Origin of the sequence: Hyphomicrobium sp. MC8b, assembly GCF_905067615.1 — a bacterium.
Taxonomy (GTDB): Bacteria; Pseudomonadota; Alphaproteobacteria; order Rhizobiales; family Hyphomicrobiaceae; genus Hyphomicrobium_B.
In genome coordinates, this window is sequence record NZ_LR898465.1 from 4114815 (window position 1) to 4128423 (window position 13609).

The following is a 13609-nucleotide window of genomic DNA, read 5'->3' on the forward strand; positions in this document are numbered from 1 at the left end:
AGCCGGTTGGCAGTCGCTAAACCGCCGACGCAGCAGCTTTTCGGATCGCCTCGATGTTGGCGCGATAGCTGGCTTCGGTGCCGCCCTTGAACACAGCCGAGCCAGCGACGAGCACATTGGCACCGGCTTTGGCGACGAGCGGCGCGGTTTCCGGCGTAACGCCACCGTCAACCTCGATATCAATCGGACGATCGCCGATGAGGGCTTTCACGCGCCGGATCTTCTCGACAACGGCAGGAATGAACGACTGACCACCGAAGCCCGGATTGACACTCATCAGCAAAATCAGATCGAGGCGATCGAGGACGTATTCGATGACGCTTTCGGGCGTCGACGGATTAAGCGAAACACCGGCCTTCTTGCCGAGCGCGCGAATGGCCTGGAGAGACCGGTCGAGATGCGGACCGGCTTCGGCGTGAACGGTGATGATGTCGGCGCCAGCGGCTGCGAAATCAGCCAGATACGGATCGACCGGCGCGATCATCAGATGGACGTCGAAAACCTTTTTCGATGTTCCGCGCACCGCTTTGATGACAGGCGCGCCATACGTGATGTTCGGCACGAAATGACCGTCCATCACATCGCAGTGAATCCAATCGGCGCCGGCGGCATCTATGGTCCGAATCTCGTCGCCAAGCTTGCTGAAATCGGCCGACAGAATGGACGGGGCAATCAGGAGGGGGCGTGACACAGGCTACCTTTCAAGGAGTTCGTTCAAATGACGCGACGGCGCCGCTCGACGAGCTGAAGAATAAGCGGCGTCAAGATCAACTGCATCGCGAGATCAAGCTTACTACCGGGGATCACGATGGAATTGGCGCGCGACATGAAGCTATCGTGGATCATGGACAGCAGGTACGCGAAATCGATGCCACGCGGTTCCTTGAAACGAATAACGACCATCGATTCATCGTTGGTCGGAATCCAGCGCGCGACGAAGGGATTTGATGTATCGACGGTCGGTATGCGCTGGAAGTTGATATCCGTCTCTGCGAACTGGGGGCAAATGTATTGAACGTAGTCGGGCATCCGCCGCAAAATGGATTGCGTCACTTCTTCAGTCGTGTATCCGCGCTCAGTCCGATCGCGTCGAATTTTTTGAATCCATTCAAGATTTATGACCGGGACAACGCCAATCTTAAGATCCGCGTGTCGCGCAACATCATGTTCAGGCGTAACGACGGCACCATGTAGTCCTTCATACAAAAGAAGATCGGTGCCAGGCTCGATATCTTCCCATCGCGTGAACGTACCAATCGGTGTCCCATACGTGTTCGCCTCGTCGTCGTCGTGGACGTAGTGGCGATAAAGCCCCTTTCCGCTTTCCGCATAAGTGCGAAACAACTTCTCGAGGTCTTCGATAAGGTTTGCCTCGATGCCGAAGTGGCTGAAATTATGATTGCCGCGCTTTGCTGCGGCCTTCATCGCTTTTTCCATGCCGCAACGGTCGTAGCGATGAAAGGCGTCCCCCTGGACGAACGCCGCCTTTACCTTCTCACGATGAAAAATGTAGTCGAAGGTTTGCTTAACCGACGTCGTTCCGGCGCCGGAGGAACCGGTGACGGATATGATCGGATGCTTAATGGACATGGATGGGACTCGATGCGCCTCTGCTCATGGAATTAGGGTGAAGCTCTGAACAGGCCTCGGCGGCCGAAGAGCGGCGAATGATCTCCCTTGAACTCCTGACCACTATAGATGCGCATCACTCGGTCCACCTCATCTCGTGAACCGCAGATCAGCGGCGTCTTTTGATGCAGAGCCGCCGGAATAACGTCAAGGACGCGTTCTCGTCCCGTCGTCGCGCGCCCACCCGCCTGCTCCACGATCCATGCCAGCGGATTGGCTTCATACATCAGGCGAATGCGGCCCTGATGGAAGCCTTTTCGGCGATCTCCCGGATAGAGGTAAATGCCGCCGCGCGTCAGGATACGGAAAACGTCCGCAACTGGCGAGCCCGTCCAGCGCATGTTGAAATCGCGGCCGCGCGGACCATTGGCGCCATTTTCACAGTCGTGGATGTAAATGCGGATTGGATCGTCCCAGTGGCGCGCGTTGGAAGCATTGATCGCATATTCCTGCGCCTCGGAAGGAATAGAAACGTTGCGCGTTGTCAGATGGTAAACCTGTGTCGCCCGATCGAGCGCGAAGATCTGCGTGCCGTGCCCGACTGTGAGCGCCAACACCGTCTGGGGACCATACACGAAGAACCCGGCGGCCAGCTGGTGCGAGCCGGGGCGCAAGAACGCCGCCTCACCCTCCGCCGACGGATGGCGCGGCAGGATCGAGAAGATCGTACCGACCGAGACGTTGGCTTCGACGTTTGATGAGCCGTCGAGAGGATCGGTCGCGACGAGCAGCGGCGCATTCTTTTGCAGCGTGATCGGAAGTTCTGCTTCTTCGGAGGCCAAAGCCGCAACAGGGACCGCGCCCAAAGCTTGGACCATCAGATCATTGGCGAGGATATCTATTTCTTTCTGCTCGTCACGCTCGCCAGCGCGCGCGACGACCCGACCCAACCGATGATCGAGCGCGCCGCGGCCAATCAGTTCCGAAAGACGGATGCTGGCATCGGCGATGGCGAGCACGGTTTCCGAAACCTGGCCGCGCGTACGGCCTTCCAGCGTCCAGTTCGAAAGATATTCACTAAGCGTCGGGAGACCCATTATGCCCTTCCAGCGCCCGCCTGCCCTGATGACCAGCGCTTAATCTAACCGTAAGTGGCATTGAGAATCGAGACAGCACTTTCTTCAAACCCGTGCATAGGCGCGCGCTGCCGCACTTTTGCTGGGGTGCAGCATAGATTTCTCGGCGCGCCGAGTTGTAGGCGCGGATGGCGCCCTCAACTGTTAATCAAATGCGCAAATTATCCGCTGGTTCAGACGTCGAACTCTTCGATCTTGGAAAAGGCTTGCCGCAACGCGTCCGACCAGGCGTTCGATAGATTGCGGAAATATTCGTCGTCGGCGCTGATCCGCTTTTCGCGCGTCACGTCGAAGGTATCTCGTTCGTAGATGACAAGATCGATCGGCATGCCGACCGACAAGTTGGAGCGTAAGGTCGAGTCAAACGACAGCAGCATCAGCTTGGCCGCCTCACCGAGGCGCATGTCGGAGCGCGCGACGCGGTCGAGGATTGGCTTGCCGTACTTATGCTCACCGATCTGGAAGAATGGCGTGTCATCGGTCGCCTCGATGAAGTTGCCTTCCGGATAGATCTGGAACAGGCGCGGGCGCTCGCCCTTGATCTGGCCGCCGAAAATGAAATTGGTGTTGAAGCCAAGCTTGCTGGCTTCAAGCGCAGCTCCGTCGATACTGCGCGCCTCGCGCACAGCGTCTCCGACCACGCGGGCGGCGCGGTACATGTTCGGCGCCGTGAAGAGGGTCGTCACCTCATCGTCGGTCTCTTGCGAGAGATGTTCGTTGATCAAGCTGACAACCGCCTGAGTCGCCGCGAGATTGCCAGCGCTCAGAAGCACGAACACGCGCTCGCCCGGCTGCCGCCAGAGCTGAAGCTTTTTGTACTGCGCGATGTTGTCGACGCCAGCGTTGGTCCGCGTGTCGGCTGCAAACACGAGGCCGCGCTCCAGGCGGAATGCTACCGCGTATGTCATGCAATCGTCTCCGAAGTCGGCAGGGCCGCTATTGTTGCTGGCTGCTCTGCTGCTGAACTTCGACGATGACGTCAAGCTCTTCGTTTGCAACCCCTCGGCGAGAACCACGAATTGGAGCCGCAAAAGTCGCATCGAGGCCGGTTGCCAGGCGTACATATTTTTCGGTCGGGCAGACGCCATTCGCCGGGTCGAAGCCGACCCAGCCTAAGCCCTCAAGCCAGACTTCGGCCCAGGCGTGGTTGGCATCGGCGGGTTCATCACCCCCCGTCAGCAGGTAGCCGCTGACATAGCGGGCCGGAATGCCTATTGACCGGGCCGCGGCGATGAAGACATGAGCGTGGTCCTGGCAAACGCCTTTGCCTTCCGCCAGCGCTTCGGCAGCGGTCGTATGCGCACCGGTGGAACCGATCTTGTAGTCGATGGCGTCGCGGACGCCATGCATCAGGTTGTGCATGCCGCGAATGTCGGCCTTGGCTCCGGCATCCCGCTGGAGCGCTATGATATCCTCGGCCGCCATCGTCTTGGGGGTGAAGCGGCGGTAGACGCGTAGCGGGGCCGGGTCCATCAGTCCGCGCACGATTCCGGCGCGGTCTTCGGTATCTACGACGCCCTTGGCGATAATCAGCGATTCGGAATGCTCTTCGGTGCAACTCGCGAGATGCACCATATTGCCGAAGCCATCGCGGAACGGCTTCACAGCATCGACGCCGGGAGCGCTGATGCGCCATTCGATGACACGCTGGCCTTGAAACGACGGAGGCGTGAGACGGAGCGCGAGAACGGAATACTTCGTCGGCTCGCTGTAGACGTAACGCGAAACATGCCCAATCGAAATACGCATCGTCGGAGCCTCAATCGCTGAAGTGGTAGGCGGCGGAGATCTCGTTACCGAGCTTATTGTTGCGGGCAATGAAGTCCTGCACGAACTCGTGCAGGCCCGATTGGAAGATGTTGCGAATGTCGGCCTCCAACAGAAGGTCGCGGGTGGATTCCGCCGTCGTCTGACAATCGTGACGGGCGCCATAGAACACCGCGAGATCGCGGAGCGCCAACGTCAACTCATCGTAGCACGAGCGCAGCGACCGCGGCATCTGCCGATTGAGGATCATGAAATCGGCAATCTTGAGCGGCCGATAGTGGTCCTTGAAAACCCAGCGATAGCTACGATGCGCCGAGACGGAGCGAAGAAGCGCCGCCCACTGATAGTTGTCCTTTTCGCTGCCGACCATCTCGCTCGACGGCAGGAGATGATAGTATTTCACATCGAGAATGCGCGCGGTGCTGTCGGCGCGCTCGATGAAGGTGCCGACCTGACTGAAATAGAATGTGTCGTTGCGCAAAATCGTGTTCAACATGGCGCCGCGATAGAGCGCGGAGCGTGAACGCACCCAATCGAGAAGTTCAGGAAGCGAATTCGATGTGATCGCCACCGGGCGAATGGCGGAAAACTCCAGCCACGCACTGTTCAGGCTTTCCCACATTTCCCGCGTCAGGGCCGTGCGTTGGGCGCGGCCGTTGCGGCGCGCGGCGGCGAGACACGACGCAATGCTCGACGGATTCGACGTGTCGAAGAGCATGTAGTCAATGACGTTCTGCGAGATCAGCTCGCCGTGACGCTGCACATAGCCTTGCAGGCACCCGGCGCTCTCGAGCGTCGATCGCCATTCCTCGTGAAAGCCTTCGCCCTCGCGCGGTAGCAGCACAATGCGGTAGCCAACCTCAAGGAGGCGCGCCATGTTTTCTGCGCGCTCGATATAGCGCGACAGCCAATAAAGGTCGTTTGCGGTACGTCCAAGCATTCCGAAGCTATTCCTGCAGCACCCAAGTGTCCTTCGTGCCGCCGCCCTGACTTGAATTGACGACGAGCGAGCCTTTCTTCATGGCTACGCGCGTCAGTCCTCCGGGCATCAAGCGCACCTGATCGCCGATGAGAACGAAGGGGCGCAAATCGAGATGTCGAGGCGCCACGCTGGTGTCGGCGAGCGTCGGACAGGTCGATAACGAAAGCGTCGGCTGGGCGATATAGTTTTTTGGGTTGGCGATAAGCTTAGCTCGGAAAGCCTCGATCTCCTCGGTCGTCGATTTCGGACCGACGAGCATCCCGTATCCGCCGGAGCCGTGGACTTCCTTGACGACGAGTTCGGCGAGGTGATCCAGAACGTATTTCAGGCTGTCGGGCTCGCGGCAGCTATACGTCTCGACGTTGGGCAGGATCGGCGCCTTGCCCGTATAAAACTCGATAATCGCCGGAATGTAGCTGTAGATCGCCTTGTCGTCGGCGATGCCGGCGCCCGGCGCGTTGACAATCGTCACCCGGCCCGACCGGTAGACATCGAAGATGCCCGGCACGCCCAGAAGCGACGTCGGTTCGAAAACGAGCGGATCGAGGAAGTCATCGTCGACACGGCGATAGAGCACGTCGACGCGCTTCAATCCCTCGGTCGTTTTCATGCGCAAGAGGCCGTCAATAACAACGAGATCGGAGCTTTCGACGAGCTCGACGCCCATCTGATCGGCGAGGAACGAGTGTTCGAAATAGGCGCTGTTGTAAACGCCCGGCGTCAAGAGGGCGATCGTCGGCTCGGCGTCGAGATTGCCCGGAGCAACGCTTTCGAGCGTCTTTAGGAGCGCATCGGCATAATTGTCGACGGGTCGCACGCGGTTGCGGCTGAAGAGGTCGGGAAAGAGATGCATCATCGTCTCACGGTTCTCGAGCATGTACGAGACGCCGGACGGGGTGCGTGTATTGTCTTCGAGAACCATGAACTCGTTTTCGCCGGTGCGGACGAGATCGACGCCGATAATGTGGCTATAGATTCCGCGCGGCGGATCTACGCCGATCATCTCCGGCAGGAAGGCGGAATTCTGGACGACGAGTTCCTCCGGGATCTTACCGGCCTTCAGGATCTCCTGGCGGTGATAGATATCGTACAGGAAGGCGTTGAGCGCGCGAACGCGCTGTTCGATCCCAAGTTCGAGGCGCCGCCACTCGTCGGCGGCAATGATGCGCGGCAGAATGTCGAAGGGGATCAGACGCTCGCCGGCTTCTTCTGCACCGTAGACCGCAAACGTGATGCCCGAGCGCCGGAACAAAACCTCGGCTTCAGCGGATTTTTGTCGGAGTGTATCGAGGTGTTGGACACCGAGCCATTCAGCGAATGCTTTATACGGTGGCCGCACCTCGCCGCCGAAGCCGTTCATTTCGTCGAATGGCGCGCCCAAGTCCACCCTCCCGTTTAACGAGTCTTTTCGGATCGGCATCGCAAAGCCCAGGCCAATTTACGCGAAGCCCGGAATTGCTGCATCTGTCTATTCACATCAGCATCTATTTGCTTCCGAAATATGCACCTTCGGCCAAGTCCCGCATAAAATTGCGGCAGCGAGGTCCGGCGTAGAGCAATCAGGTTCCTGCGTGACCAGCGACCTCGGGAATGGCGACCGCTGAGCGGGCCTTTAATCCCCAGGCGGTGGTGACGCCAAGAAATCCCATCGATACGCCGGCCATTAGCAAAACCCACGTTGGTCCCAACCCCGTCAAGCCGATGCCATAAACGACCGGTCCGAAGGCTTGCCCCAAAAACATGAAGAATGCATGCATGGCGACGGCCGATCCCCTGTTATGGGGGGCTAGTTCCGTCGCCTGCGTCTGCAGCGAGTTATGGATCATATAGAAGCCGACGCCGACGATCAGGAACGTCGCCATCTCGCGCGGCCACGACGTTCCCAAAGACAGAAGCGCTAGACCAATCCCCGAAACGATGCCACCCGCGAGGATAAGCTTGTAAAATCCAAGCCGTCCGAGCATCAGGCGGACGAGGGCGGTGTAGACAAAACCGCCAAAACCGAAGCCAGCAAGCACGAAGCCGGCTTCTTTCAGGCCGCCTGCGCCGCGCTCTTCGAGAAGAATTGCGACGTATGGAAACAGTCCGAAAATCACGATGCCCTCGGCGAAGACTGCAGCGAAGCAGACAACCGAGCGTGGATTTGCAAAGACAGCGCGATAGCCGTCGATAAATTCCTTGAGGCTCGGGGCCTGGCGCTGAACGCCGGGAGCCGGACGCAATTGCCAAAACGTGACGACGAAGGCAATCAGCGCCAGCGACGTCGCGCCAGCGGTGGCGACACGCCATCCAAACATCGAAGCGATGAGGCCCGAGCCGATCGAGCCCGTTAACTGTCCCGCTATGATCGCCGTCAGAACACGCGAGAGCGCAATTTGGCGTTCGGACATCGGAAAGCGATCGCCGACGATGGCAAACGCTAAAGGAATAATGCCGCCAGCAGCCGCGCCGCCTACGAGCCGGGCCACGGAAAGCGACGCGAATGTCGGAGCGAGCGCCGAGGCCGCGAGGCACAAGGCGAGCACGGCAAGCGCGATCTTAATAATGCGAGCCTTGCCGAAGGCATCCCCAAAAGCGCCGAGGACTGGCTGGGCTAGAGCATAGGGAAAGGCATAGAGAGACGCCAGCATCGCCACCGACGCCGTATCAATGGCGAGATCGCGGGCAATATCGGGCACGACGGGATCAATGATCCGCATCGACATCGAGCTGACGAAACAACTGGTGGCCAGGATGGCGAGAAGGCGCATTCGGGATCGATTGTATGGATCGAAAGGTGCGGACTTCCTAACAGAAGCGGGGCAGGCCGCGGTACGACCTGCCCCGTATGGCTGATATGTATCAGAAATGGGCGACTCCGCTGCGCGGAACCTGCCGAATTTCTTGGATTAGAACAGACCCTGGATCTGGCCCTTGTCGTCGAGGCGGATCGAGTCGGCTGCCGGCACCTTCGGCAGACCCGGCATTGTCATGATCTCGCCGGTAACGACGACGACGAATTCCGCGCCAGCCGAGAGGCGAAGCTCCCGGACCGGGACAATGTGACCGGTGGGCGCGCCGCGCTTCGAGGGGTCGGTTGAGAATGAGTACTGGGTCTTTGCCATGCAGACCGGCAGATGGCCGAAGCCCGCGGCCTCCAGGTCCTTGAACTGGTTCTCGACGCTGGCGTCGCAGGAAATGTCGGCCGCGCGATAAATTTCGGTTGCGATCGTCTTGACCTTGTCACGCAGCTTCATGTTGTCAGGATAAAGCGGCTTAAAGTTCGCCTTGCCCTCATCAATCACCTTAACGACATGGTTGGCCAGCGCTTCGGTGCCCTTGCCGCCGTCGGCCCAATGGGTGCACAGGAATGCCTTCGTACCCATGCTCTCGGCGGCCTTCTGCACTTCAACGATTTCCGCGTCGGTGTCGGTGATGAATTTATTGACCGCGACGACGGCCGGGACGCCGAACTTGTTGACGTTCTCGATGTGACGCTTAAGGTTTTCGCAGCCCTTGGCGACGGCAGCGGCATTTTCGGCCTTGAGGTCGTCCTTGGCGACGCCGCCGTGCATCTTCAGCGCACGCACCGTTGCAACGATAACGACGACCGATGGTGCGATACCGGCTTTACGGCATTTGATGTCGAAGAACTTCTCAGCGCCGAGATCAGCGCCGAAACCGGCTTCGGTCACGACATAATCAGCGAGCTTCATTGCAGTCTTTGTCGCAAGCACGGAGTTGCAGCCGTGGGCGATGTTGGCGAACGGGCCGCCGTGGATGAAGACCGGGTTGTTTTCGAGCGTCTGCACGAGGTTCGGCTGCAGCGCGTCTTTCAGCAGCACCGTCATGGCACCGTCAGCTTTCAAGTCACGCGCGCGAATGGGCTTCTTGTCGCGGGTGTAGGCGACGATGATGTTACCGAGGCGTGTTTCGAGATCCTTGATGTCGCGCGACAGGCAGAGGATCGCCATGACTTCCGACGCCACCGTGATGTCGAAGCCATCTTCGCGCGGGAAACCGTTCGAGACGCCACCCAGCGAATTGACGATCGAGCGCAACGCGCGGTCGTTCATGTCGAGGACGCGCTTCCAACCGATGCGGCGCTGGTCGATGCCGAGCGCGTTGCCCCAATAGATGTGGTTGTCGATCAGCGCCGACAGTAGGTTGTGGGCGCTGGTGATGGCGTGGAAGTCGCCCGTGAAGTGCAGGTTGATGTCTTCCATCGGCACGACCTGGGCGTAGCCGCCGCCGGCCGCGCCACCTTTCACGCCGAAGCACGGTCCGAGCGAAGGCTCGCGCAGTGCGGCGATGGCCTTCTTGCCGATATAGTTAAGGCCGTCGCTCAGGCCGACGGTCGTCGTCGTCTTGCCTTCGCCGGCAGGCGTCGGGCTGATGGCCGTTACGAGGATGACCTTACCGTCCTTGTTGCCTTCGATCTGTTTGATGTACTCGGAAGAGACCTTGGCTTTGGTCCAACCATAGGGAACCAACGCCTCGGCGGGCACACCGACCTTTGCCGCGACTTCGGCGATCGGTTTCAGCTTCGCTTCGCGCGCAATCTCTATGTCGGACTTCACGGTCACGGATTTTTCCTCCTAGAAATCTTTTTTTATTGGGTGAAAAACTTATGTGCTTCGGGCGGATGACGACGTTCAGTTGTGGTCGTGAAATTGCCAAGCGCCTATGGACGAATCTCGGATAGGTGATCGGCGATATCCATGCGCTGATGCCTCAGTTGGCGCCGTCACGCAAGGTCTACTCAACGTCGCGGGGGAGACGAGCCGTTGGTTGAGTAGTTCGGCGCCGCACAATGATGCAGTGCGATGACGAGATCTACGGGAGCAACGATCTCTATACGGATTTACGGGGGACGTCGTGTTACACCAACAGACAGAGCGGATCGCAGAAGCAGCAGGCTTGCGTTATAAGACGCTCCGTAAACGCATTTACGAGATCATCGAGACCGGACAGGGCGACGACAAGGCGAGCAAGCTCTTCGATAGCTTCATTGTCGTTCTTATTCTGTTGAACGTCGCCGCATTCGTCGCCGAAACGGTGCCATCGCTCGAGGCTGCCTGGCGGCCCTGGTTTCATTGGTTCGAAGTGTTTTCCGTAGCGATCTTTACTATCGAATACGGGCTCCGACTTTGGACTGCTACCGAAGTGCCGTATCTCAACCGAAAGCACCCGTGGAAGGCGCGGCTCAATTTGGCGTGTCATCCGGCGCTGATCATCGATCTGTTGGCATTCCTTCCATTCTATTTGAGCGCGATCGTGTTGATCGATCTGCGTATCCTCAGAACGCTGCGGCTGTTGCGGTTCTTGAAACTGTCGCGCTACTCGCCGGCGATGTACACGCTGATCCGCGTGCTTTCGAACGAGCGCAAGGCGCTGGCGGGCGCTGGCCTGCTTCTCGCAATGGCTCTGCTCTTCTCTGCGACTTTGATGTACTACATCGAAGGAAACGCTCAGCCGGATAAATTCGGGACCATTCCAGAAGCGGCCTGGTGGTCGATCGCCACGCTTACGACGGTTGGCTACGGCGACGTGACGCCCATTACTGCCCTGGGCAAACTCATTGGTAGCGTCACAATGGTAATGGGTCTTTGCATCCTCGCATTGCCTGTCGCCATCATCTCGACCGGCTTTGCCCAAGAACTGCAAAGGCGGGACTTCGTGATTTCCTGGTCTTTGATGTCGCGTGTGCCACTACTGGCGCGTCTCGACGCCAAAGAAGCCTCTGAAATTATGCCGTTATTGGAAGCGCACAACCTGCCCCCGAACGTCGAAGTCGTGAAAAAGGGTTCTCCGGGTGACGCTATGTATTTCATCGCGTCGGGACGGCTTGAAAAGCTCAAGGACGGTCAACGCCACGTCTATTCCGTCGGCGACGTTTTCGGTGTGGAGACAATGTTTGAAAACAGTCCGCATGGAGAGGCTATCATAACGTCGTCACGGTGCCGCCTGCTGAAGTTGCAGCGCGAGGATTTTCATAGGTTGGCATCGAAGCAGCCGCGTGTTGCCTCGCACATTCGCAGGCTTGCGACCGGCGATCTCCGTGAGGCCTCCTAGACGGCGGGCGATCCAACGCGTCTCGACATAAAAAAAACAGTGGGCTTGTGGCCCACTGTTTCCATGAAACTCGAAATGCTTCGAGACTTACTTCACGGTGCAGGACTTCGTCTTTTTGTCCCACGTGCCCTTCGCCTTTTTGCAGGCAGCCTTCGTCTTCGGGGCATCGGCGGCGTTGGCCATAACCGGAGCCGCAACCGACATCAGAAGACCGGCCATCACAGCAGCGCTCAAAATCTTGGAAATCATAAAGTCTCTCCTTCGCATCTCAGCCGGCCATTGCGGCCGGTCAGCCAAGGCTGAATACGGAAGGTTCTTTGCCGGTTTCTGGCGGCCAGAATACATTTGCGTAAGGTTGCAACGCGCGCTGATCAAATTCGCGGAAACAGAATGAATTATTGCTTGTGCTCAAGCAGATAATTCTTGTCGTAATTTCGATGGACGAAGACAGCGCAGCAGGCTGAAATAATCAGCCCACGGCCCTTACGACCAGGACGGTCGCATTATCCTGATATGGCTCACGGATCGCTTCGATCGAGCGAATGATGGCCCTGGCGACCGCCGCCGCGCCGTCTTTTGCGTAACCCTGGATCAGGCGGGCGATCTCGTTCGTTTCAAGTGTTGCGATGCCGTCGCTCGCCAGCACAACGTAATCGCCGGGTTCGAGTTTCAACGGCTGGCGGGAAACATCCAACAGATCAATTTCCTCGCCCGTTACGGCCGAGCGCAGCATATGCCGGCGCGGGTCGTGACGCGCCTCTTCGGCCGTCAGCTTGCCTTCGGCAACCATGCGATCGAGTTCGGGCGCGAGCGAGTGATCTTCGTTCAGAAGCGCGACCTCGCCGCGGCGGAAGAGGAACAGCGGACTGTCCCCGACGCTCACCCATTCGACGCCGAGCGGACTGAAAGCGGCGCCGATTAGAGTCGAGCCCATCCCAGCGAGCAGCGGGTTCTCTGCAATCTTCGTTGCGAGGGCGGCGTTGGCGGCCCCCAGCCCGGCGATGAGCCGCTCGCTCACCTCGCCTTTCGCAGCGGAGGCGGATTGCAGAAAATGATCGCACACCATTTGGCTTGCGAGCGCACCTCCGGTATGGCCACCCATGCCGTCGGCAAGAACGGCCAAACCCGCCCGGTCGTAGCCCGGCCCTTCGCTCGACAATACGACGGGCTCACCGCCGTCCGATAGAAACGCGGCTGTATCTTCCTGATAGTCGCGAGCTCCGCGCGTTGCGGCGACTGCATGCTCGAACGGCGGCATTCGATCCTTAAGCTTCGGAAATCTCTGACCAGTCAAAATCGCTTCCGCAGAACGGCAGGAAAGCGACTTGCGTGCGCCCGAGCGTTATGACGTCCATCGGCTGCAGCGGCACGGGGCCTGCCGGTCGCTTGTCGTTCACAGAAACGACATTCGTCTTAGCAAGATTTGGCACGAAGAGGAAAGTCCGATCCGTCGAATCGTAGCGCAGGTAGGCTTGCGCCTCGTTCGAGATGGCATCATCGCCGAAATCCAGCGGAATCCGGTTGTCGCGCGAGCGGCCAAGCGTGTTGTTGCCCTCGAAAATCGGGCGAAAAGAGCCAAGGCCGGGGCCGCCGACAACGATCAGAAAGCCGACGACGGGGTCGCGCTCGAAAACGCCGTGCTCGATTTTCTGCTTGCCGCGCACCAGAACGGTGCGGGCCGGAGCCTCGGTATCGAGCTCTGCCTCGACTTTTCGCGGCTTCGAGGGTTCGGCACGGATCACGCGCGTGGTCGGCGGCGAGTCGGCTTCTTTTTCTTTCGGCAGGCCGAAGCGTTCCGGAATTTTGGGTTCGGGACCGGTGCGGGCAAGACGTGCGGCCTCTTCGGCGCTCAGACTGTCAGATGCCGCTGCCACCGGGATGGGTTTTGGCTCCTCGCTCCGAGCGGCCGGAACCGGAGGTGGCGCAACCGGCTGAACCTGTGCGGGGGCCGCGACCGCTGCGGCTGGAGCTGTTTCGTCGCGACCGGCTGCCATCAGTGCGTCCCTCAATGAGCCCAGAAATTTATGAGGCTTACCGCCCTTCGCTTCGTTGCCTGCGGTGGTCTCGCCCCGTTCGATTGCCATCGACACATCTCCCTCTG

General features: G+C 59.2%; 13 protein-coding genes. 1 reads left to right on the plus strand and 12 read right to left on the minus strand.

The window, feature by feature from the left end; genetic code table 11:
• Nucleotides 1-16: 16 nt before the first annotated feature.
• The 9 genes from rpe to ACLB1Z_RS19765 all read right to left on the minus strand — a co-directional run bounded on the left by rpe (nucleotide 17) and on the right by ACLB1Z_RS19765 (nucleotide 10019).
• Complete coding sequence (gene rpe / locus ACLB1Z_RS19725) at nucleotides 17-691, minus strand: ribulose-phosphate 3-epimerase (protein ID WP_409561362.1); 675 nt, start codon at nucleotides 689-691, stop codon at nucleotides 17-19.
• Nucleotides 692-714: 23 nt separating this feature from the next.
• Complete coding sequence (locus ACLB1Z_RS19730) at nucleotides 715-1590, minus strand: phosphoribulokinase (protein WP_409561363.1); 876 nt, start codon at nucleotides 1588-1590, stop codon at nucleotides 715-717.
• 32 nt (nucleotides 1591-1622) lie between these two features.
• A complete protein-coding gene (locus tag ACLB1Z_RS19735) occupies nucleotides 1623-2666 on the minus strand; it encodes a class 1 fructose-bisphosphatase (RefSeq protein WP_409561364.1) in 1044 nt (347 codons plus the stop codon).
• Between the two features lie 212 nt (nucleotides 2667-2878).
• Complete coding sequence (locus ACLB1Z_RS19740) at nucleotides 2879-3613, minus strand: proteasome-type protease (protein WP_013949973.1); 735 nt, start codon at nucleotides 3611-3613, stop codon at nucleotides 2879-2881.
• 28 nt (nucleotides 3614-3641) lie between these two features.
• Nucleotides 3642-4454: a transglutaminase domain-containing protein gene (locus tag ACLB1Z_RS19745; protein WP_409561365.1), complete on the minus strand. Its 813-nt coding sequence runs from the start codon at nucleotides 4452-4454 to the stop codon at nucleotides 3642-3644.
• A gap of 10 nt (nucleotides 4455-4464) precedes the next feature.
• Nucleotides 4465-5412 (minus strand): alpha-E domain-containing protein, encoded by a 948-nt coding sequence (locus tag ACLB1Z_RS19750; protein WP_013949975.1) that lies wholly within the window; start codon nucleotides 5410-5412, stop codon nucleotides 4465-4467.
• Between the two features lie 7 nt (nucleotides 5413-5419).
• The gene (locus tag ACLB1Z_RS19755) at nucleotides 5420-6814 is read right to left on the minus strand and encodes a circularly permuted type 2 ATP-grasp protein (protein WP_409563315.1); all 1395 of its coding nucleotides are present in this window, start codon (nucleotides 6812-6814) and stop codon (nucleotides 5420-5422) included.
• A gap of 199 nt (nucleotides 6815-7013) precedes the next feature.
• A complete protein-coding gene (locus tag ACLB1Z_RS19760) occupies nucleotides 7014-8204 on the minus strand; it encodes an MFS transporter (protein WP_409561366.1) in 1191 nt (396 codons plus the stop codon).
• 138 nt (nucleotides 8205-8342) lie between these two features.
• Nucleotides 8343-10019, minus strand: coding sequence for a formate--tetrahydrofolate ligase (locus tag ACLB1Z_RS19765; protein ID WP_409561367.1), 1677 nt, complete (start codon nucleotides 10017-10019; stop codon nucleotides 8343-8345).
• 334 nt (nucleotides 10020-10353) lie between these two features.
• On the opposite strand from ACLB1Z_RS19765, the gene ACLB1Z_RS19770 reads away from it, so the two are divergent.
• Nucleotides 10354-11508 carry a cyclic nucleotide-gated ion channel gene (locus ACLB1Z_RS19770; protein WP_409561368.1) on the plus strand — a complete coding sequence of 385 codons (1155 nt, stop codon included), beginning with the start codon at nucleotides 10354-10356 and terminating at the stop codon, nucleotides 11506-11508.
• A gap of 87 nt (nucleotides 11509-11595) precedes the next feature.
• Here the strand turns inward: ACLB1Z_RS19770 and ACLB1Z_RS19775 are convergent, their stop codons facing one another.
• The 3 genes from ACLB1Z_RS19775 to ACLB1Z_RS19785 form a co-directional block, all read right to left on the minus strand.
• Nucleotides 11596-11757: a hypothetical protein gene (locus tag ACLB1Z_RS19775; RefSeq protein ID WP_409561369.1), complete on the minus strand. Its 162-nt coding sequence runs from the start codon at nucleotides 11755-11757 to the stop codon at nucleotides 11596-11598.
• Nucleotides 11758-11977: 220 nt separating this feature from the next.
• Nucleotides 11978-12766, minus strand: a complete 789-nt coding sequence (locus ACLB1Z_RS19780) for a PP2C family protein-serine/threonine phosphatase (RefSeq protein ID WP_013949981.1) — start codon at nucleotides 12764-12766, stop codon at nucleotides 11978-11980.
• 7 nt (nucleotides 12767-12773) lie between these two features.
• Nucleotides 12774-13592 (minus strand): FHA domain-containing protein, encoded by an 819-nt coding sequence (locus tag ACLB1Z_RS19785; RefSeq protein WP_409561370.1) that lies wholly within the window; start codon nucleotides 13590-13592, stop codon nucleotides 12774-12776.
• Nucleotides 13593-13609 lie beyond the last annotated feature (17 nt).

What these genes read in the sequence shown, in the direction of transcription:
- ACLB1Z_RS19730 (WP_409561363.1), bottom strand. Translation starts at nt 1,590, where the DNA reads ATGTCCATTAAGCATCCGATCATATCCGTCACCGGTTCCTCCGGCGCC.
- ACLB1Z_RS19735 (WP_409561364.1), bottom strand. Translation starts at nt 2,666, where the DNA reads ATGGGTCTCCCGACGCTTAGTGAATATCTTTCGAACTGGACGCTGGAA.
- ACLB1Z_RS19740 (WP_013949973.1), bottom strand. Translation starts at nt 3,613, where the DNA reads ATGACATACGCGGTAGCATTCCGCCTGGAGCGCGGCCTCGTGTTTGCA.
- ACLB1Z_RS19745 (WP_409561365.1), bottom strand. Translation starts at nt 4,454, where the DNA reads ATGCGTATTTCGATTGGGCATGTTTCGCGTTACGTCTACAGCGAGCCG.
- ACLB1Z_RS19750 (WP_013949975.1), bottom strand. Translation starts at nt 5,412, where the DNA reads ATGCTTGGACGTACCGCAAACGACCTTTATTGGCTGTCGCGCTATATC.
- ACLB1Z_RS19755 (WP_409563315.1), bottom strand. Translation starts at nt 6,814, where the DNA reads ATGAACGGCTTCGGCGGCGAGGTGCGGCCACCGTATAAAGCATTCGCT.
- ACLB1Z_RS19760 (WP_409561366.1), bottom strand. Translation starts at nt 8,204, where the DNA reads ATGCGCCTTCTCGCCATCCTGGCCACCAGTTGTTTCGTCAGCTCGATG.
- ACLB1Z_RS19775 (WP_409561369.1), bottom strand. Translation starts at nt 11,757, where the DNA reads ATGATTTCCAAGATTTTGAGCGCTGCTGTGATGGCCGGTCTTCTGATG.
- ACLB1Z_RS19780 (WP_013949981.1), bottom strand. Translation starts at nt 12,766, where the DNA reads ATGCCGCCGTTCGAGCATGCAGTCGCCGCAACGCGCGGAGCTCGCGAC.
- ACLB1Z_RS19785 (WP_409561370.1), bottom strand. Translation starts at nt 13,592, where the DNA reads ATGGCAATCGAACGGGGCGAGACCACCGCAGGCAACGAAGCGAAGGGC.